The following is an 18,487-nucleotide window of genomic DNA, read 5'->3' as shown; positions in this document are numbered from 1 at the left end:
CACTGGTGGACAATAGCGCTTTGGCCGCAGATCACATGGATCTGCTGGTTCGCTCCATGCGGCTCTCGGCGGAAACGGTGGCCGAAGCCGTTAGTGCCGACGATCTTGTGCATTCCGGCGATGATGCGATCCAGACCGTCACCGATGAAAACGTTGGCATTGCGGCGGTGCTGATCATCGATTCCACCGGTCATGTGGTCGATGGGCATTACAAGAATGGGACGCCGGTCGGGCTGGACCTTTCCGACAGGCCCTATTTCACCCGGCATCGCGATGGCACGTGGCAGGGGCTTTATATCAACGCGCCGCTGCGCGCCCGCGTAGATCAAACCTGGTCGCTGCCCGTCAGCCTACCCATTTCCACCGCCGATGGGCGCTTTGGCGGGGTTGTCGCCGTGGTCGCGCAGGAAGACTATTTCAGCCATCTTTACAGACCTTTCGCGGCAAAAGATGTGCAAATCTATCTGCGCCTGCACACGGATGGGCGCTTTGTTGCGCTGCCGGGGCCGCAAGGCGCGCCGCCGCTGTTGACGGCGGTGGAAGCCGCGATCGCGCAGCGCCCGCCACAAAGCAGCGCCCCCCAACCCGGCACATTGCGATTTGACCTGCCCGAAGCGGTCGCGACGCTAAGCGAAAGCCCTTCGGGCCTGTTTGATGTCTTGGTGTTGCGCCGTCACGCGGCGCTACAGGCCCAAGCGCGCAATGTGGCTGTGCGGGGTGGGTTTGGCGTCTTTTTGGGGGCAGCGTTTTTGGCCTTGGCGGGTCTAAGCCTTGTGCGTTGGGCCAATGCCGCCCGTACCGAGGCCGAGCGGGCGCGCTTTTTGGGCGAACGGTTGCGGCTGGCCACCACCGCCGGCGGCATCGGGGTCTGGGATTACGACATCGTCAACAATCACGAAGTGTGGGACGAAACGATGCATCGGTTGTACGGGCTGGCGCCGGGCAGCTTTTCGGGGACCCATGCGCATTGGCTGCGCATGGTCCACCCCGAAGATCGAGAGCAGGCCGTATCCGCCTTTCGAGATGCGATGCAACGCGGCAACGATTTGTCCAACGAATTTCGGATCGTGACCCCGGCGGGCGAAATCCGGGTGATGGCCACCCATGCGCGGCTGTTTCGCGATCGCAACCGCAAGCCGGTGCGGGCGATCGGCGTCAATTACGACATTTCCGAGCGGGTGGCACGCGAACACGAATTGCAGCTTGCCCGCGCCGAGGCCGAAGCGGCACGGGCCCGCATTGCCCATGATGCGCTGCATGATCCGCTGACCGGTCTGGCCAACCGGCGCGGCATGGACGATCACCTGCAACGCTGCCTGCAAACCGCCGATCCGCAAACGCCGATGGCCTATCTGCATATCGATGTCGACCGGTTCAAGGCGATCAACGATGTGTTTGGCCACCCTGCAGGTGACCACCTTCTGTCCACCGTGGCGCGGCTTTTGGCCGAGGCCGCCCCACCCGGCGCCAAGGTGGCCCGCATGGGCGGCGACGAATTCGCGGTGTTCTTGCAAGGGCCACGGGCGGCGCGTCTGGCGCAGGCCTGCGCCGAGCAGTTTCTGAAGGCCTGCCGCGAGCCGGTGGATTACGGCGGGCGCAAATTGTGGTTCAGCGTCTCGATCGGGCTGAGCTGTCACAGCGCCGAAGCGGCCGAATCCATGGTGCAAAATGCCGATATCGCGCTTTACGGCGCGAAAAATGCCGGGCGTGACCGGATCGTGCCCTTTTCCCCCGAATTGCGGCTTCGGGTCGAAGAAACCAAGCGCATTGCCGACAAGCTGGTTGATGCCCTGCGCCGGGACCGGCTGGAGGTGCATTTCCAGCCGCAGGTCAGTGCCATAAGCCATGAACTGATGGGGGTGGAGGCGCTGGTGCGCTGGCGCGATCCAGAAGATGGCATGATCCGCCCCGATACATTCTTGCCGGTGGCACGCGAAATGGGGCTTATGGGGCGTATCGATGCGCTGGTGTTGCGCAAAAGCATCGAAGCGGCGCATCGGCTGGTCGCGCGGGGGCTGGATCTGCCGCGAATCTCGGTCAATGTGGATTTGCAGCGGCTGATGCAGCCAGATCTGTTCGACGATCTGGTGGACCTGCACCCGCTGCCCTGTGCGCTGTCTTTCGAATTGCTCGAAACGCTCGATTACGACGAAATCACCGACAGCCTGCTAGAGGTTCTGGCGCGGCTGCGCGCGATGGGAATCGCGATCGAGATCGATGATTTCGGCCGCGGGCGCACCTCGTTGGCGACCTTGCAACGCATCCGGCCCGACCGGCTGAAGATCGACCGCTCCTTGATCACGCAGGGCGGCCCCACGCCCGAGGCGATTGACCCGGTGGTGGAAGCGATCTGCAATATTGGCGGTGCGCTGAACATCGGGCTGACCGCCGAGGGGGTCGAAGGCCCCGAACAGGCCCGCGTGCTTGCCCGGCACGGCTGCGACTGTCTGCAAGGCTTTTATTTCGCCCGCCCGATGGCCGAGGCCGATCTGGCGAATTGGATCCTCCAAAATCACGCGCTTAAAACAGCCTGACACGCGGCAGAATTCGCACAAAAATGCGCCCCGACCGAGGCCGGGGCGCACCGCCTGAGTAGGTGGGAGGGGTCCGTTCCGTGAGGAAAGGCTCAGGCGTTTTTCAGATCGAGGAAGAGTTGATAGGCTTCCTTGGCGGTGGCGTTTTCATGCACCACCTTGTTGACCGCCTGGATCATCGCAATCGGCGCGTCCGACTGGAAGATATTGCGCCCCATATCCACGCCCGCCGCGCCTTGGTCGATGGCTTTATACGCCATTTCAAGCGCTTCAAGCTCGGGCAGCTTCTTGCCGCCGGCAATCACCAGCGGCACCGGGCAACCGGCGGCCACTTTCTCGAACCCTTCTTCCACGAAATAGGTCTTGACGTAATGCGCGCCCAATTCCGCGGCGATCCGGGTGGCCAAGCCAAAATACCGCGCGTCGCGCGCCATATCTTTGCCCACGCCCGTCACCGCCAAGGTCGGGATGCCGTAACGGGTGCCGGTGTCGATCAGCTTCAGCACATTGGTGATCGATTTATGCTCGTATTCCGAGCCGATATAGACCTGCGCGGCCATCGCACAGGCGCCCAGCCGGATCGCATCTTCGATTTCCACCGCAACCGTTTCATTCGACAGTTCGGTTAGGATCGAGTTCCCGCCCGAGCAACGCAACGCCACCGGTTTGGTGTTGGTCGGCGGAATGGTCGAGCGCAAGGCGCCGCGCGTGCACATCAGCACATCGGCGTAATCCGCCAAGGGCAGGATGTTGAGGTCCATCCGCTCCAGCCCCGTGGCCGGGCCTTGGAAATAGCCATGGTCAAAGGCCAGCATCACGGTGCGACCGGTTTTCGGGTTGAAGATGCGGCTCAGCCGGTTCTTCATCCCCCAATCGTAATGCGCGGCCCCTTTGAGGTAAAAGCCTTGCAAGTCGGCAGGCTGGTCGAGCCCGAAATCCTTGCCTTCCTTGATGTCGTCGAGATCGGCCATGGGAGGTCCTTTCATTGGCGCCCGTATCGTGGCGCCGCTTTATTGGCGCATTGGGACCGGCGCCGAAGCGCCGGTCGTCTTGATCTTGGCCCGCCCTCAGGGGGAGCGGCGGGTGGCTGCACACGCCTTAGAAATCGTAGTCGTCGATATTTTCGGCGGTGAAGACGGTGCGTTCGGGCAGCAAGATGATGCCGTTGTTTTCGGCTTCATAATCATAGCCTTGCGCAGAGTTCGGGCTGATTTCGACGGTGCCGACGCCGGGAACATCCAGCGTGTCGCCTTTTTCCCATTCCGCGCCATTGACCAGTTGATCGGCGATATAGACCGCCAACTTGCCTTGCATCACCACATCCCACAGGCCGAATTGTTCGACCGTGCCCGATTTCACATATTGGCGCATCGTGTTCGGCGTCGAGAAACCGGTGACGATGATCTTGCCGTTCACACCAAGGTTTTCAGCCGCCTGCGCCGAGCCCGGAAGCGCATTGGCATCGGGGCAGATGATCGCGTCAAGATCGGGATAGGTCTGATAGAGCGCGGTCGGCACCTGCACGGCTTTTTGCGCATCTTGGTTGGAAAACTCGGTCGCAACGATTTCCCAGCTCGGATAGTCTTTCGCAATCAGCGCCTTGGCTTCTTCGGCCCATTGGTTTTGGTCCGTCACGGTCGGCGAGGAATAGTGGAAAGCCACCTTTTGCGGCGCGGTCGGATCTTCCATCTGATCGGCCGTCATCTGCACCAAAAGCGCCCCCAGCAGTTCGGGCGTGCCTTGGTTGATGTAATAGCTGCGGCATTCCGGGCTCACATCGCTGTCCCAGGTCAGCACTTCCACGCCCTTGTCCATTGCCCGTTTGAGCGATTCACACAGACCTTCGGGCGAGAGCGAGGAAATCGCGATCGCGTTATAGCCTTGGTTGACGAAGTTGTTGATGAATTCAACCTGTCCCGAGACCGAGGCTTCGCTCGGCCCGTCGTATTTGACATCGATGCCGAGTTGCTCGCCCATTTCCAGCGCGCCCTTGCCACCGCTTTCGAAGAAGCCGACGCCGGTCAGTTTCGGGATGAAGGCGACGCGCGCCTCATCAGCGCTGGCCGAAAGCGTGGTAAGCGCCGTGGTGAGCGAGGCTAAGGCAAGCCCTGTCACGATACGTCCGAAAGTCATGGTAGTTCCTCCACTTGGTTCTTCCCTACCGGCGCACGCCGCGCGTGCCCCGGCCTCATAAGCGACGCCCACCACGGGCGTCAGCCATTCCCTCCGACCGCCGCGCGCTCGGTTTCATAGGCGCGGCGGTTGGCGCGGCGGGTGCCCAGCACCCCCATGCCGATTTTCAGCGCGACAGAGCCGATCAACAGCGCGCCCACGATCACCGGCACCACATCCGAACTGATGCCCAGCGCCAGCAGACCTTGCCGCAAGAAGCCCAGCACCAGCCCCGCAAGGAAGGTGCCCAGCACCGAGCCCTGCCCGCCGTAGATCGACGAGCCGCCCAGAACCACGGCGGTGATGATGTTCAAAAGCGCCTCGGCCCCAAGGTCAGAGCGCGCCGAGGTGAAGTAAGCCGTCAGCACCAGCCCCGCGACCGCCGCCGCAAAACCGTTAAGCGCATAGACGGTGACCAGCGTGCGCGTGACCGGCACCCCGGTAAAGCGCGCCACCTCGGCACTGACGCCGATCAGCTTCAGGAACCGGCCAAAGCGGGTGCGGTGCATGAGGTAAGTCGCCCCTGCCGCAATCACCACGGTGATGATCAACGGCACTGGCACCCAGCCCACAGCCCCCGTGCCAATCCAGGTAAAGCTTTTCGGCAGGCCCGAGATGCCCTCGTATTGATAGGCCTCAAAGCCCCCGGCACCGGCCACGGCGAAGCCCATCATATCAAGAAGCGTCGGCAGACCCGAGGCCACCCCGGCATAGAGGAAGAGCATGGCCAGCGTGATAACGAGCGGGTTCACATCCGTTTTCGCGATCACCGTCCCGTTGAAGGCCCCGGCCCCCAGCCCCACGGCCAAGGCCAACACCACACAAGCGCCGATCGGCACCCCCGCGACGAAGGCCAGCCCCAGCACGATCGAGGCAAGCCCCATCACCGACACGCCCGAAATATCCATCCCCCCCGTCATGATGACCAGCGTCAGCCCGACGGCGGCGATGATCACATGCACGAAATCCGAGGTGGAAAAGAGCAGGTTCTCGATATTGAGGAAGGCGGGATTGATCAGGCCCAGCACGATCAGCTCGACCACCAGCACAGCGGCCAGCATGAATTCCCAGCTTTTGAAGACAGAGCTTTTCACGATGCCATCTCCCGCGTGGTGGTAGAGGTTGCGCCCCGGTCCTGATCGGCCTCGGCGCGGCGCATTTCGGCAGCACGGGCGGCCAGTTGCCGGTTCCGCACGGTGCGGCGGATCAGGTAGTCAAAGACCACCACCCCCAGCAGCACCGCCCCCGCGACCGCATTGTTCCAGCTTCCCGGCACGTGCAGGAAGATCATCATGCTGTCCACGGCCGTCAGGAACAGCGCCCCGATGACCGCCGACCAGACCGAGCCGGTGCCGCCCATCAGGCTGACGCCGCCCAGAACCACAGCCGCGATGGCTTTCAGTTCTTGCCCATTGCCGGTTTGCATCGGCACAAAGCCGATCTGGCCGACAAAGACGATCGCCGCCGCCCCCGCAAAAAGCCCCGAAAGCGTGAAGGCGGCAAAGCGCGTGGCCTTCACATTGATGCCCAGCAGGTACGCGCCATCGGCATTGTCGCCCACGGCATAGAAGTTGCGTGCGGCCCGGATGCGCCACAAAAGCACGGCAACAACGATCACCAGCACCGCCACGGCCCAAACCATCAGCGGAATGTTCATGTAGCGGGTGACCGCGAAGCTTTTGATGTTTTGCGGGATCGATTCAATCCAGCTGCCCCCGGTCAGCACCCGCATGAAGCCGCGATAGGCCCCCAAAGTGCCCAAGGTCATGATGATCGGTGGAATGCCGATAAAGACCACGCCCACTGCGTTCACCGCGCCCGCCAGCGCGCCGGTGATCAGCGCGCAGATCATCGCCAATGGCAAGGGCATCCCCGCATTGAGCGCAAAACCAAAGATCACGGCGGATAGCCCCGCGATCGCGCCCACCGATACGTCGATGCCGCGGGTTTGCACCACGAACATCTGCCCCACCGCGATCAACATCAAAAACAGCGATGAGTTGACGATATTGATCAGCGTGATCGGGTAAAGCACCGCCTTGTTTTGTGTGGCCACGGCAAGGATCATCCCCACCAAAAGGACCAACACCAGAAGCTCGCGGCTTTTGAGAATCTTCATCATGCCCCTGCGCCTCCGGTCGCATCGAAGGTGGCGGCCGAGATTTGCTCGACCCCCGTGACACCTGCGGCCAGTTCCACCAGCCGCCCGCGTTTCATGATCAGCACCCGGTCGCTGACTTCGGCGATTTCGCCCACTTCAGAGGAAATCACCACGACGCCGACCCCATCGGCGGTCAGATCGCGAATGATGCGATAGACATCTTGGCGGGCGCGCGCGTCGATCCCGCGGGTCGGTTCATCCAAGATCACCACCCGAGGTTCGGGCGCCAAGGTCTTGGCCAGCACAATCTTTTGCTGGTTGCCGCCCGAAAGCGTCTTGGCCGATTGCATCGGCGAAGACAGCTTGATGCGCAGCTTTTCGATAAAGCGCGTGGCAAGCCTGCTTTCCTCGGCGCTGGACATGAAGCGGCCTTGCGGCATCGACATGACCCCCGACGAAATCGTCTGCGCCGAGGGCAGCGCCAGAAAGATGCCATGGGCATGGCGGTCTTCGGGCACATAGCTCAGCCCCATTTCTTGGCAGATCTGCGGCGAGCGATCCGTTGCGGGCTGGCCCGCAATCACCACCTCGCCCGTGGCCTCGGAATCGATGCCAAAGATCGCCTCGGCAAATTCGGTGCGGCCAGACCCGACAACGCCCGAAATCCCAACCACCTCACCGGGATAGACATCAAAGCTGACATCGCGGAAGGCTTGGCCCGACAGGTTGCGCACCTGCAACACGGGCTGCGCCCCCTCGATCCGGTAGCATTGGCGCGCATCGGCGGCGGGCGGGGTGAAGTCTTCGGGCAGCATCGCCTCGACCAGTTGATCGGCGGTCAGCTCGGACGCCGGACGCGACAGCACAAAATGCCCGTCGCGCAGCACGCTAACCCGGTCGGAAAAATCCAGCACCTCATTAAGCCGGTGCGAGATGAACAAAATCCCGATCCCCTGCGCCGTCAGATGTTTGATCTGCGCGGCAAGGCTGGCCACTTCGCGCCGCGTCAGCGACGAGGTGGGTTCGTCCAAGATCAGCACATGGGCATTGCGCAACAAGCCCCGGCCGATTTCGACCAATTGCTGGTTGGCAATCGAAAGCTCGCCCCCCGGGGCCGAGAAATCGACCTCAAGCCCGATTTCTTTCGCCGCTTTTTCGGCGCGGCGCGCGTTTTCCGCACGATCCCCCGAAAGCCCCATGATCAGGTTTTCCAAAACCGTGAGATTGGGGAAAATATGCGGCTCTTGCGGCACCATATAGATGCCCTTGTCATGCGCGACAGAGGGTTTGCACAAGTTGACCGGCGCGCCATCGACCTCGACCGTGCCGGCTGTCGGCGTGTAGGCACCCGAGATGATCTTGACGATGGTGGATTTGCCCGAACCATTGCCGCCCAAAAGGGCATGGACCTGACCGGGGAAAATCTCGAAATCGATGCCGCGCAGCACGGTGACGCTTTCGAACACCTTCCAGATGCCGCGCAGCGCCACAAGCGGGGTTGCTGTGTCAGTCATGGGTCTGCTCCGCTGCCACTTTCCCGGCTTTGCGCGCGGCTTCCAGCTGCGCCAGCATGGCCGCGGGATCGGCCGCCTTGAAGATTGCAGAGCCCGAAACCACCAGATCGGCGCCCGTGGTGCAGGCCGCTTCGATGCTGTCAGCGGTGATCCCGCCGTCAATCGCCATCACCGGGGTGAAATCGGCGGCAACTTCGGCGCAAAGCGCGCGCAATTGCGCCAGCCGTTCGGCGGCGGCGGGCACATCGGCGGGCGCGCCATCGCGCGGATCAAGCGCCAGCACCAAGATCACATCGGGCTTTTGCGCCAAAAGCGGGGCCAAACTCTCAAGCGCGGTGCCCGGCATCACGCCCAGCCCCGCCAGGATCGGGCGGCCCAGATCGGCGCTGGCCGTCCGGATCGCGCCCAATGCCGCCGCAGCATTCAGCGCCTCGGCATGAACGGTGATCAGATCGGCCCCAGCCTTGGCAAATGGCAAAATCTGGCTTTCCGGCGCGGCCACCATCAGGTGGACATCCAAGAAACCCTGCCCCCGCAGCGCAGAGACAAACCCCGGCCCGGCGGTAAATTGCGGCACCCAGACACCATCCATGATATCGAAATGCAGCACCTCGGCGCCGTCAAGCGCCTCCAGAGCCGTGCCGATCGCCAGTGGCGGCGCGGCAAAAATTCCGACCCCGATGCCTTTGGCACGGGCCCGCAGCGCAGCGCGCTCGACGCTATCCATGGGACTTACTCCCCGGCCAACGCCGCAGCATGATCGGGCATGACCATGCGGAAGAATTGTTTCTCGCGGCCACCGATCTGAATTTCGGCAAGGCCCTTCACGACCTCGGCGTAATGGGCGGTCTTGCGATGTTCGTCCACCGCCGCCTCATTCACGAAGCCCTCATAGATGACGAAGTGATGATCGTCTTCGGGGTCTTGCAACACGTCGAACCGGTAATTGCCCGGCTCGGCACGGGTGCCCTCGAAATTGACCCGAAACACCTCAAGAAACCGATCTACACAGCCCGGTTTGACCCGAATGTGGACAAGCTGAACGAACATCGCACTCCTCCTTATGCGAGCCCCTTCCTCCTCATTCCGGGCAAGCCGGAGGATCGGCGGCGGGCAGGGCCCGGGACTCGAATGCCGATCATTTGTTCCATGAAGAACTTTTTGAACACACCTGTCAAGCAGGGAAAATTCACGAAATTTCTTTCTGCACCTGCAAAATAAGGATTTTTCTGCCTTCCATTGCAATGCCTGCATGCGTTCGATGTTGACAGAATGACGATCAAATGATCCTTTGTGCGGCAGGAGGAGGCACGTGATGAGTCAGGTCTCTGCACCGCAAGACGGCGGCTTTCTGCTGGATGCAGAAGACGTCGAACAGATCAGCCGCGCCGCGTGGTACTATTACAATGACGGGCTAACACAGAACCACATCGCGGACCTGCTGGGCGTTTCGCGCATCAAGGTTTCGCGCCTGCTTGAAAAGGGCCGCCAGACCGGGCTGGTCGAATTGCGCATCAATTCCCCGCACGAGGGCAGCCTGCGCCTGCAAGAAGAGCTGGTAGCGGCCTTTGGGCTGACCGATGCGCGCGTTGTGCCTGCCGCCGAAGGCCTGCCCGCCGCCCCGCGCATTGGCCGCGCCTCGGCCAGCCTGCTGACGCAAGGGCTCGCGCCGAATGATCTTTTGGCGATCGGCTGGGGCGAGGCGGTCTCGACCACTTTGCGCTACATGGCGCCGGTCTTTCCGCAAACCAATGTCTCACTGGTCAGCCTGACGGGCGGCGTTTCGGCCTATATTGGCAATACCGGGCTTTATGGCCCGCAAGGTTTTGCCCATCTGATCCCAACGCCGCTGCGCGTTTCCTCGCCCGAACTGGCCGAGATGTTGCGGGTGGAGCCCTATGTGCGCCATGTGCTGGATATGGCGCTGACGGCGAAAACCGCGCTGATCGGCATCGGCTCTGTGGCCCGCTCTGCCACGCTGGTGCGCTATGGCTACTGCACCGCCGCCGAGATCGAACTGTTCACCCGCCAAGGCGCCGTGGGCGATGTGCTGGGCTATTTCTATGACCGCGACGGGCAGATCCTTGATCTGGATGTGCACCGCCATGTTGTCGCCGTCACCCCCGAAGACATGCGCCAGATCCCGTCGGTGATCGGCGCCGCCGCGGGCCCCGAAAAGGTGGAAGCCATCTTGGGGCTCTTGCGGGGCCGGCTCGCCAATATCTTGGTGACCGATGAACCGACAGCCAAGGAATTGTTGCGGAGGATCTGATGACCACTCACTTGCTTGTTCTGGATGCCGGGACCGGCTCCGGGCGTGCCGTGATCTTTGACCGTGAGGGGCGCCAGATCGGTGTCGCACAAGAGGAATGGCGGCACCTGCCCGAAGAGGGCGTGCCCGGTTCGATGGCCTTTGATGTCGAAGGCGGCTGGGCGCTGTTGCGCCGCTGCATCCAAGGCGCACTGGACAGCTGCGGGCTGAAAGGCAGCGATATTGCCGCGATCAGCTCCACCTCGATGCGAGAGGCCATCGTTCTTTATGATGGCAAAGGCCAAGAAATCTGGGCCTGCGCCAATGTCGACAGCCGCGCCAGCGCCGAAGTGGCAGACCTGCGCGCGCGGTCCGAGGGCTTTGAGCGCGAATTTTATGATATCTCGGGCGAGGCTTTCGCCCTGGGCGCCCTGCCCCGGCTCAACTGGGTGCGCAAACACGCGCCTGAGATTTTTGAACAAGTCCGGGCGATTTCCATGGTCAATGACTGGATCGCAAAACGGCTGACCGGCGAGATTACGGTCGAACCAACGAATGGCTCCACCAATGGGCTGTTGGATCTGGCGACCCGGCAATGGTCCGATGCGCTGATTGCCAAAGCCGGGCTGGATCGCGCGATCTTTCCGCGCATCGTCGAACCCGGCACCATTGTGGGCCATGTCACGGGCGAAGCCGCCACCGATACCGGGCTGGCCGAGGGCACGCCGGTGGTTGCGGGCGGTGGTGATGTGCAGCTTGGCTCCATTGGGCTTGGCGTGGTGGAGCTTGGCTCTGCCGCCGTTTTGGGTGGCACCTTCTGGCAGCAGGTGGTGAACATCCCCAAAGGCAAGGTCGATGACACGATGCGCCTGCGCGTCAACGCTGCAGCTTTGCCCGATATGAACCAAGCCGAGGCGATCAGCTTTTTCGTCGGCCTGACCGCGCGCTGGTTCCGCGATGCATTTTGCCAAGAAGAAATGCGGATCGCCGCGGAAACGGGCCGCGATGCCTATGCGCTGATGGAAGAGCTGGCGATGCAAGTACCGCCCGGCGCCAATGGCATCATCCCGGTCTTTTCCGATGCGATGGATTTCGGCAATTGGTATCACGCCGCGCCGTCGCTTTTGAACTTGTCGATTGACCCGGCGGTGGCCAACAAAGGCTCAATCTTCCGCGCGATTCAGGAAAATGCAGCCATCGTCGCGGCGGTGAACCTAGCGCGGGTGGAGGCCTTTGCTGGCGTGGGCGGCACCGGGCCGCTGATTTTGGCGGGCGGCGCGGCCAAGGGCGTGCTGTGGCCGCAAATTCTGGCCGATGTAACCGGGCGCGAGATTCACATTCCGCAAGTGCGCGAAGCCACCGCTTTGGGGGGGGCTGCTGCTGCTGCCACTGGCGTGGGCCAGTTTTCCAATATTGCCGAGGCGGGCCGCGCCTTTGTGCGCTGGGATCGCACGCTGACCCCGAACCTTGCCAACCGCGCCCTTTATGACGAGGCGCGCGAGCGCTGGCAGCAGGCCTATGCCGCGCAAAAGGCGCTGGTGGATGCCGGGCTCACCACCTCGATGTGGCGCGCGCCGGGCAGCTGATTCCCCACGCGCCGCCCTGGTGCGGCCAGCCAGACCACAGCCCTGCCTCCCTTTGGGCGGCAGGGTTTTTCTTATTGATAAAAGATCGCGCAAAACCCTGTAATAAAAGGCACTTTATTGACTTTCTGCGGCTGCAAAAGTGCCGCGATCTGCCGCGATGCGGCTTGCGGTCGCGCCCAGAATACGCTTACCTTTCGCGCGGAATGCACAACAGGAAGGAAACACGATGAAACATCACAAGCTCTTTACGGGCGCCGCGCTTGCGGTCGCGCTGACGGCCACCGGCGTCGCGGCGCAGGACATGTCGTTCTTCCGCATCGGCACCGGCGGCACCGCTGGCACCTATTATCCGATTGGCGGGCTGCTCGCGAATGCGATCTCCAACCCGCCCGGCTCGCGGCCTTGCGACCAAGGCGGCTCGTGCGGCGTGCCCGGCCTGATCGCCTCGGCGCTGTCGGCCAATGGCTCGGTCGCCAATATCAACGCCATTGCGGGCGGCTCGCTTGAATCGGGCTTCTCGCAATCGGACGTGGCCACCTGGGCCTATACCGGGACCGGCATCTGGGAAGGCAAACCGGCGGTCGAGAAACTGCGCGCCATTGCCAACCTTTACCCCGAAAGCATCCACCTTGTGGCCAGCGCAGACTCGGGCATTGAAAGCGTTGCCGACCTTGCGGGCAAGCGCGTTTCGCTGGATGAACCCGGCTCGGGCACGCTGGTCGATGCGAAAATCATCCTGTCGGGCTATGGCCTGACCGAAGACGATATCGAAGAAGAATTCCTCAAACCCGATCAGGCGGCGGACCGGATGCGCGATGGCGCGATGGATGCGTTCTTCTTTGTCGGCGGCTACCCGGCGGGCGCGATTGCCGAATTGGCCAGCCAGCATGACGTGAAACTGGTGCCGATTTCGTGTGACGAGGCCCCGGCGATCTGTGAAGAGTTCAAATTCTTTGCCCCCGATGTCGTGCCCGCGGGCACCTATGAGGGCAATGACACCGATGTGGAAACGCTTTCGGTGGGCGCGCAATGGGTCACCAGCGCCGATCAGCCCGACGATCTGATCTATGAGATCACCAAGGCGCTGTGGAACGACAACACCCGCAAGCAACTCGACTCGGGTCATGCCAAGGGCAAAATGATCACTGCCGATACCGCGCTGAACGGCGTGGGCATCCCGCTGCATCCGGGCGCGGAAAAGTTCTATAAAGAAGCCGGCCTGCTGGACTAAGCGGCCAGACGCATCATTCTTTGACCTTCAGGGGGGCGCGAAAGACAATCGCGCCCCCCTCGCCCAATCCCAAGGAGCGTGCCGATGGCCGAAAACCGCAACCAAGAGAGCGATGACATTCGCCATCTGAGCGCCGAGGAACTCAAGGCGCTTGAGGAGAAATTCGACCCTGAATTGCGGTTTCGCGTTTTAGCGCGCCCCTTGATGCTGGCCTCGGCGGCGATTTTGTTCTTGCTGTCGTGCTATCACTATTACACGGCGGGCTTTGGCATTCCGCAGGCGACGGTGCACCGGGGTTTTCACCTTGGGGTGACGATCCTTTTGGTTTTCCTCAGCTTTGCCGCCTTTGGCCGCAAACACCTGCGCCCCAGCGTCATGGCGCCTTGGGGGCTACCGCTCAGTGATTGGCTGTTGGGTTTTGCGGGGCTGGTCGCGGCGCTTTATGTGCCTTGGATTTATAGCGATCTGGCCTTCCGCGTGGGCAATCCGCTGCCGATCGACATCTTCATGGGCACGGTGCTGATCGGTGTCTTGCTGGAAGCGGTGCGCCGGTCGATGGGCTGGCCCTTGCCGGTGATTGCGATCCTGTTCATCGCTTATGCCTATTTCGGCAAATCCATGCCCGGCATCTTGGTGCACCCCGGCGCAAGCTGGTCGAATATCGTCAACCACCTCTATCTGACATCGCAGGGCATTTACGGCACCGCTTTGGGGGTGATTGCAACTTACGTGTTCCACTTCGTTTTGTTTGGCGTGATGGCCACGCGCATCGGGCTGGGGCAATTGTTCATCGATATCGCCTCGGCGCTTGCCGGGCGCTATGCGGGCGGCCCGGCCAAGGTGTCTGTGCTGTCATCCGCACTTTTGGGCTCTATCTCGGGCTCGTCGATTGCCAATACCGTGACCACCGGCGCGCTGACGATCCCGGCGATGATCCGCATCGGATATCCGCGCCACTTCGCCGCCGCCGTGGAAGCCGCCGCCTCGACCGGCGGGCAAATCACGCCGCCGGTGATGGGGGCCGTGGCGTTTTTGATGATCGAATATCTGGGCGTGCCGCTCACCACGATTTTGACCGCAGCCCTTGTGCCCGCCTTCATGCACTTCTTTGGCGTGCTGGTGCAGGTCCACCTTGAGGCGCGGCGTCTAGGCCTGCGTGGGCTTTCGGCGGCGGAACTGCCCAATGCTTGGAAAGTGTTCAAGGCGGGCTGGCTGTCGGTTGTGCCGCTGGTCGTGCTGGTCGCGGTGCTGCTGTCGGGCCGCACGCCCTTTGCTGCCGCTTTCTGGTCGATCTCTGCCTCGATCATCGTGCTAGCGATCCAGCAGGTGATGAAATCGGGCGTGATCGAGGGGCTGCGCGGCACGCTTGATGGCGTGATCGAGGGCTTCATTCTTGGCGCCAAGCAATCGCTTTCGGTCACCGCCGCCGCCGCTTTGGTGGGCGTGGTGATTGGCGTTGTGACGCTGACCGGCGTGGGCTTCAAAATCGCTTATATGGTCACCTCCATCGCGCAGGGCTGGGCCGTGTCGCTGCATGAAACGCTGGCCTTCTTGCCGTTCGAGGTGATGACCGTGGCGGGGCTGACGCTGCTGTTCACGCTGATCTTGACAGCGATTGTCTGCATCTTGATGGGCTGCGGCATCCCGACGACGGCGAACTACATCATCATGGTGGCCGTCGCCGCGCCGATCTTGGGCATGCTGGGCGTGCAACAGATGGTGGCGCATTACTTCGTCTTCTACTACGGGGTTTTGGCCGATGTGACGCCACCCGTGGCAATGGCGGCCTATGCCGGTGCCGGCATTGCGGGGGCGAATGCGTTCAAGGCGGGCAATACCGCGTTCCGGCTGAGCATGGGCAAGGCGCTTGTGCCCTTTGTCTTTGCTTTCCAGCCCGCGCTTTTGATCGTGACCGACGGGTTCACATGGCAGGCCTTTGCGCTCGCCTTCTCGGGCGCGCTTCTGGGCATCTGGGTGCTGGCCTCTGCCGTGTCGAACTGGCTTTTCGCGCCGCTTTACTGGTTTGAGCGGATCGTGCTGGTGATCGCCGCGCTGCTTTTGGTGGCCCCGAACCTTGGCGCCACGGCGGTGGGGCTGGCACTGATCGCGCCGATCATCTTGCGCCAGAAATGGCCACGCGGGCCGGGGGCGGCCCCGGCCTAAGCCGATCTGACACGCGAAAAGGACAAAGGCCTCCTGCCAGATGCAGGAGGCCTTTGCATTTGCCTTTCGGCCCAGCCCACGGCGGCAGGGATCATCGCAAAATAAGCGGTCTCTAGCCTAGGCCTAGGGCGCACTATTGGCGCGCGCCAGCGCCGGGTCGTTTTCGCATTTGGCCAAGGACAAGGCGCGCAAATGGGTGATGCGCGTCACCTCGCCGGTTTCGGGCGCGCCGAACGCGCCCTCGATACAGGCGCAGCCATAGCCGTAATGGCCATTCATCTCGACCCAGCGGGCGGTGAAATCGGCCTCGGCCCAATCCAGATCCTCCCAACCGGGCACACCGCCCCGTCCCTGCACCGCAAGCGCCCAGGTGGCATCGGCATCGGTCAGCCAGAAATTCCCCGGCGTCGGATTGGCAAACCAGCCGCAGCGGGTTTCCGCCCCCGCGACCGTCGGCCCCAGCACCACAAGCGCCGCGCACAGCGCGTTACGTAAGCAGCCCGCCGTCACTGTCATCCCCGGCCTCCAAAAGCAGCCGCTCCATATCGGGCACGGTCACATGCCGCTTGCCCTCAAGCGCGATCACCCCGTCGCGCTTAAGCGCCGAAATCTGTCGGCTCACCGTTTCCAGCGTCAGCCCCAGATAATCGGCCATCGCCTCGCGCGTCAGCGGCAAATCGAAGGTCAAACTGTTGCCTCCGCCCCGGTGACGTATCGACGCATCCCGGCGTGCGACAATCGATAGCAGCGAGGCAATTTTCTCGCGTGCGGTCTTACGGCCCAAAAGCAGCATCCACTCCCGCGCGGCATCCAGCTCATCAAGGGTCATTTGCAGCAACCGCTGGGCGATATGCGGGGTGCGGTCCATCATCTCCTCAAAGGGCTTACGACGGAAACAACACATAAGAATATCGGTGGTTGCGGTGATGTTGTACGCCGCCCGTTCTCGGCCCGGGCGGCCCACGAAATCAGAGGGAAGCAGCAGCCCGACCATCTGGGTCCGACCGTCTTCCAGCGTTTGGGTAAGGGTTGCGATTCCGGACACGACAGAGGCCACAAAGTCCATCTGATCGCCCGACCAAACCACGGTCTGACCCGCCTCGAAGCTTCGGTAGTACTTGACCGATTCGAGTTCATCTAGTTCGTTGGCCTCGCAACGCGCACAGACGGCCCGGTGTCGAATCGGGCAATCTCCGCATTGCAACGAGGCAGGATACACGTCGTCGTGAGACATTGCCTTGCTTGATATGGGTCAAATCCTGGTGCGCGTCTTGAAGGATAGAATACGCCTATGAAACATGAATCGCAACTCGCCCGGCTCGGTCTGTTCGATGCCCGGGTGCCCCGTTATACCAGCTATCCGACTGCACCGCACTTCTCGACTGAAGTCGGCGCGTCGAAATTCGTCGAATGGATCGAGGCAATCCCTGCGGGTGCCGCGATCTCGCTTTATATCCACGTGCCGTTCTGCCGCCGACTGTGCTGGTTCTGTGCCTGCCGCACGCAAGGCACGCAGACCGATGCGCCGGTGAAAGCTTATGCCGATACGCTCGTGACCGAGTTGGGCATGCTCAAAAAGCATCTCGCGCCGGGCGTGAAACTGTCGCGTCTGCATTGGGGCGGCGGCACCGCCACCCTGTTGCCCGCCGACAGCATGCGCAAAGTGGCCGATGCCGTCTTTGACGCGGTGGATCTGGGCGAGCATGGGGAATTCTCGGTCGAGATCGACCCCAATGAAATCGATGACGAGCGCATGGATGCGCTGGCGCAATCGGGCATGAACCGTGCCTCGATCGGCATCCAAGACTTCGATCCCTTCATCCAATCGGTGATCGGGCGCGAACAAAGCTACGAAGTGACCGCGAAGGTCGTCGATATGATCCGGTCGCGCGGCATCAACAGCCTGAACGCCGATATCCTTTATGGTCTGCCGTATCAGAACAAAGAAAAGATCACCGAAAGCATCGAAAAGCTGCTGACGCTGAAACCCGACCGGGTCGCGCTTTACGGCTATGCCCATGTGCCGTGGATGGCACGTCGCCAAACCTTGATCCCGGCGGATCAACTGCCCACGCCGCAAGCGCGTCTGGGTCTGTTTGAGCGCTCTCAAGAGCTCTTTACCGAAGCCGGCTATGACATCATCGGCATCGACCACTTCGCGCTGCCCACCGACGGGCTGTCGAAGGCCTTGCATGCGGGCAAGCTGCGCCGCAACTTCCAAGGCTATACCGACGATCTGGCCGAAGCGCTGGTGGGCATTGGTGCGTCGTCGATCTCGAAATTCCCGCAAGGCTATGCGCAAAACGAATCCGCCACCGGCGCGCATACCTCGGCCATTCGCGAAGGTCATTTCTCGACCCATCGCGGCCATGTCTTCACCCAAGAAGACCTGATGCGGGCGCGGCTGATCGAGATGCTGATGTGCGATTTCGCGGTCTCGAAGAAAGAACTGGTCGAGGATTGGGGCGCCGATGGCGCGCAACTCGACAGCGAATTCGCCGCCTGTGTCGAGAAATTCGGCGAGATGGTCGAGATCACCGCGGATGGCATCGCGATCCCCGAACCGGGTCGCCCTCTGACGCGGATGATCGCGCGCCATTTCGACGCCTATGATCTGTCCAAAGCGGGCCATAGCTCGGCGATCTGAGAAACCTTCCGAACCAAACCGGGAAGGGAAACCTGGGGCGCCGCAAGGCGCCCTTTTCTTTCGGGCCGCAACTCACCGGGGCCAGACACCGGGGCCAGACGTGGCCGAAACCGCGTTCTTCGACTTTGTGAAAATATTCCGGGGGTGAATTGGCCGACACGGCCAAGCGGGGGCAGCGCCCCCGAAGCGCCCGACCCGCGGCGGGCCTGCCCGCCCCGACAAGCTGCTGCGCCTCGCGGTCATAATGGAAGAACTCGCGCCCGACCGAGCGGATCGGGATCAGCCCAT

The 18,487-nt window shown here is 62.2% G+C and carries 15 protein-coding genes; 6 read left to right on the top strand and 9 right to left on the bottom strand.

The window, feature by feature from the left end:
- The first annotated feature begins 35 nt into the window (after positions 1-35).
- Entirely contained in the window at positions 36-2,534 is a 2,499-nt protein-coding gene (locus CKO11_RS13600) for an EAL domain-containing protein (RefSeq protein WP_223639838.1), read from the top strand.
- A gap of 92 nt (positions 2,535-2,626) precedes the next feature.
- On the opposite strand, the gene lsrF is transcribed toward CKO11_RS13600, so the two are convergent.
- The 7 genes from lsrF to CKO11_RS13565 all read right to left on the bottom strand — a co-directional run bounded on the left by lsrF (position 2,627) and on the right by CKO11_RS13565 (position 9,371).
- The gene (lsrF, locus tag CKO11_RS13595; RefSeq protein ID WP_223639836.1) at positions 2,627-3,505 is read right to left on the bottom strand and encodes a 3-hydroxy-5-phosphonooxypentane-2,4-dione thiolase; all 879 of its coding nucleotides are present in this window, start codon (positions 3,503-3,505) and stop codon (positions 2,627-2,629) included.
- Between the two features lie 127 nt (positions 3,506-3,632).
- On the bottom strand, positions 3,633-4,667 hold the full coding sequence (lsrB, locus tag CKO11_RS13590; RefSeq protein ID WP_223639834.1) for an autoinducer 2 ABC transporter substrate-binding protein LsrB: 1,035 nt from the start codon (positions 4,665-4,667) through the stop codon (positions 3,633-3,635).
- Positions 4,668-4,747: 80 nt separating this feature from the next.
- Entirely contained in the window at positions 4,748-5,800 is a 1,053-nt protein-coding gene (locus CKO11_RS13585; RefSeq protein ID WP_223639832.1) for an ABC transporter permease, read from the bottom strand.
- Positions 5,797-6,828, bottom strand: a complete 1,032-nt coding sequence (locus CKO11_RS13580; protein ID WP_223639829.1) for an ABC transporter permease subunit — start codon at positions 6,826-6,828, stop codon at positions 5,797-5,799. The genes CKO11_RS13585 and CKO11_RS13580 overlap by 4 nt, the downstream gene beginning before the upstream one ends.
- Positions 6,825-8,321: a sugar ABC transporter ATP-binding protein gene (locus CKO11_RS13575; protein ID WP_223639826.1), complete on the bottom strand. Its 1,497-nt coding sequence runs from the start codon at positions 8,319-8,321 to the stop codon at positions 6,825-6,827. The genes CKO11_RS13580 and CKO11_RS13575 overlap by 4 nt, the downstream gene beginning before the upstream one ends.
- Positions 8,314-9,048, bottom strand: a complete 735-nt coding sequence (locus CKO11_RS13570; protein ID WP_223639823.1) for a ribulose phosphate epimerase — start codon at positions 9,046-9,048, stop codon at positions 8,314-8,316. The genes CKO11_RS13575 and CKO11_RS13570 overlap by 8 nt, the downstream gene beginning before the upstream one ends.
- 5 nt (positions 9,049-9,053) lie before the next feature.
- Complete coding sequence (locus CKO11_RS13565) at positions 9,054-9,371, bottom strand: antibiotic biosynthesis monooxygenase (RefSeq protein ID WP_223639820.1); 318 nt, start codon at positions 9,369-9,371, stop codon at positions 9,054-9,056.
- Positions 9,372-9,636: 265 nt separating this feature from the next.
- Here CKO11_RS13565 and CKO11_RS13560 point away from each other — a divergent pair, with 265 nt between their 5' ends.
- The 4 genes from CKO11_RS13560 to CKO11_RS13545 all read left to right on the top strand — a co-directional run bounded on the left by CKO11_RS13560 (position 9,637) and on the right by CKO11_RS13545 (position 15,552).
- A complete protein-coding gene (locus tag CKO11_RS13560) occupies positions 9,637-10,593 on the top strand; it encodes a sugar-binding transcriptional regulator (RefSeq protein WP_223639817.1) in 957 nt (318 codons plus the stop codon).
- Positions 10,593-12,158, top strand: coding sequence for an autoinducer-2 kinase (gene lsrK, locus CKO11_RS13555; protein WP_223639814.1), 1,566 nt, complete (start codon positions 10,593-10,595; stop codon positions 12,156-12,158). Before CKO11_RS13560 ends, lsrK begins: the two co-directional genes overlap by 1 nt.
- Before the next feature lie 226 nt (positions 12,159-12,384).
- On the top strand, positions 12,385-13,389 hold the full coding sequence (locus CKO11_RS13550; RefSeq protein ID WP_223639810.1) for a TAXI family TRAP transporter solute-binding subunit: 1,005 nt from the start codon (positions 12,385-12,387) through the stop codon (positions 13,387-13,389).
- Between the two features lie 84 nt (positions 13,390-13,473).
- A complete protein-coding gene (locus CKO11_RS13545) occupies positions 13,474-15,552 on the top strand; it encodes a TRAP transporter permease (RefSeq protein WP_223639807.1) in 2,079 nt (692 codons plus the stop codon).
- Between the two features lie 123 nt (positions 15,553-15,675).
- Here CKO11_RS13545 and CKO11_RS13540 read toward each other — a convergent pair whose 3' ends face one another.
- Positions 15,676-16,068 (bottom strand): DUF4087 domain-containing protein, encoded by a 393-nt coding sequence (locus tag CKO11_RS13540; protein WP_223639804.1) that lies wholly within the window; start codon positions 16,066-16,068, stop codon positions 15,676-15,678.
- Entirely contained in the window at positions 16,040-16,786 is a 747-nt protein-coding gene (fnrL, locus tag CKO11_RS13535) for a transcriptional regulator FnrL (protein ID WP_223639801.1), read from the bottom strand. The genes CKO11_RS13540 and fnrL overlap by 29 nt, the downstream gene beginning before the upstream one ends.
- Positions 16,787-16,843: 57 nt before the next feature.
- On the opposite strand from fnrL, the gene hemN reads away from it, so the two are divergent.
- Entirely contained in the window at positions 16,844-18,199 is a 1,356-nt protein-coding gene (gene hemN, locus CKO11_RS13530; protein WP_223639798.1) for an oxygen-independent coproporphyrinogen III oxidase, read from the top strand.
- Positions 18,200-18,487: the final 288 nt, after the last annotated feature.

This window comes from Rhodobacter sp. TJ_12, assembly GCF_020023995.1.
GTDB lineage: Bacteria > Pseudomonadota > Alphaproteobacteria > Rhodobacterales > Rhodobacteraceae > Rhodobacter.
This window is presented reverse-complemented; position numbering and strand designations above follow the sequence as displayed.

What these genes read in the sequence shown, in the direction of transcription:
- CKO11_RS13600 (WP_223639838.1), top strand. Translation starts at nt 36, where the DNA reads ATGGATCTGCTGGTTCGCTCCATGCGGCTCTCGGCGGAAACGGTGGCC.
- lsrF (WP_223639836.1), bottom strand. Translation starts at nt 3,505, where the DNA reads ATGGCCGATCTCGACGACATCAAGGAAGGCAAGGATTTCGGGCTCGAC.
- lsrB (WP_223639834.1), bottom strand. Translation starts at nt 4,667, where the DNA reads ATGACTTTCGGACGTATCGTGACAGGGCTTGCCTTAGCCTCGCTCACC.
- CKO11_RS13580 (WP_223639829.1), bottom strand. Translation starts at nt 6,828, where the DNA reads ATGATGAAGATTCTCAAAAGCCGCGAGCTTCTGGTGTTGGTCCTTTTG.
- CKO11_RS13575 (WP_223639826.1), bottom strand. Translation starts at nt 8,321, where the DNA reads ATGACTGACACAGCAACCCCGCTTGTGGCGCTGCGCGGCATCTGGAAG.
- CKO11_RS13570 (WP_223639823.1), bottom strand. Translation starts at nt 9,048, where the DNA reads ATGGATAGCGTCGAGCGCGCTGCGCTGCGGGCCCGTGCCAAAGGCATC.
- CKO11_RS13565 (WP_223639820.1), bottom strand. Translation starts at nt 9,371, where the DNA reads ATGTTCGTTCAGCTTGTCCACATTCGGGTCAAACCGGGCTGTGTAGAT.
- CKO11_RS13560 (WP_223639817.1), top strand. Translation starts at nt 9,637, where the DNA reads ATGAGTCAGGTCTCTGCACCGCAAGACGGCGGCTTTCTGCTGGATGCA.
- lsrK (WP_223639814.1), top strand. Translation starts at nt 10,593, where the DNA reads ATGACCACTCACTTGCTTGTTCTGGATGCCGGGACCGGCTCCGGGCGT.
- CKO11_RS13550 (WP_223639810.1), top strand. Translation starts at nt 12,385, where the DNA reads ATGAAACATCACAAGCTCTTTACGGGCGCCGCGCTTGCGGTCGCGCTG.
- CKO11_RS13545 (WP_223639807.1), top strand. Translation starts at nt 13,474, where the DNA reads ATGGCCGAAAACCGCAACCAAGAGAGCGATGACATTCGCCATCTGAGC.
- CKO11_RS13540 (WP_223639804.1), bottom strand. Translation starts at nt 16,068, where the DNA reads ATGACAGTGACGGCGGGCTGCTTACGTAACGCGCTGTGCGCGGCGCTT.
- fnrL (WP_223639801.1), bottom strand. Translation starts at nt 16,786, where the DNA reads ATGTCTCACGACGACGTGTATCCTGCCTCGTTGCAATGCGGAGATTGC.
- hemN (WP_223639798.1), top strand. Translation starts at nt 16,844, where the DNA reads ATGAAACATGAATCGCAACTCGCCCGGCTCGGTCTGTTCGATGCCCGG.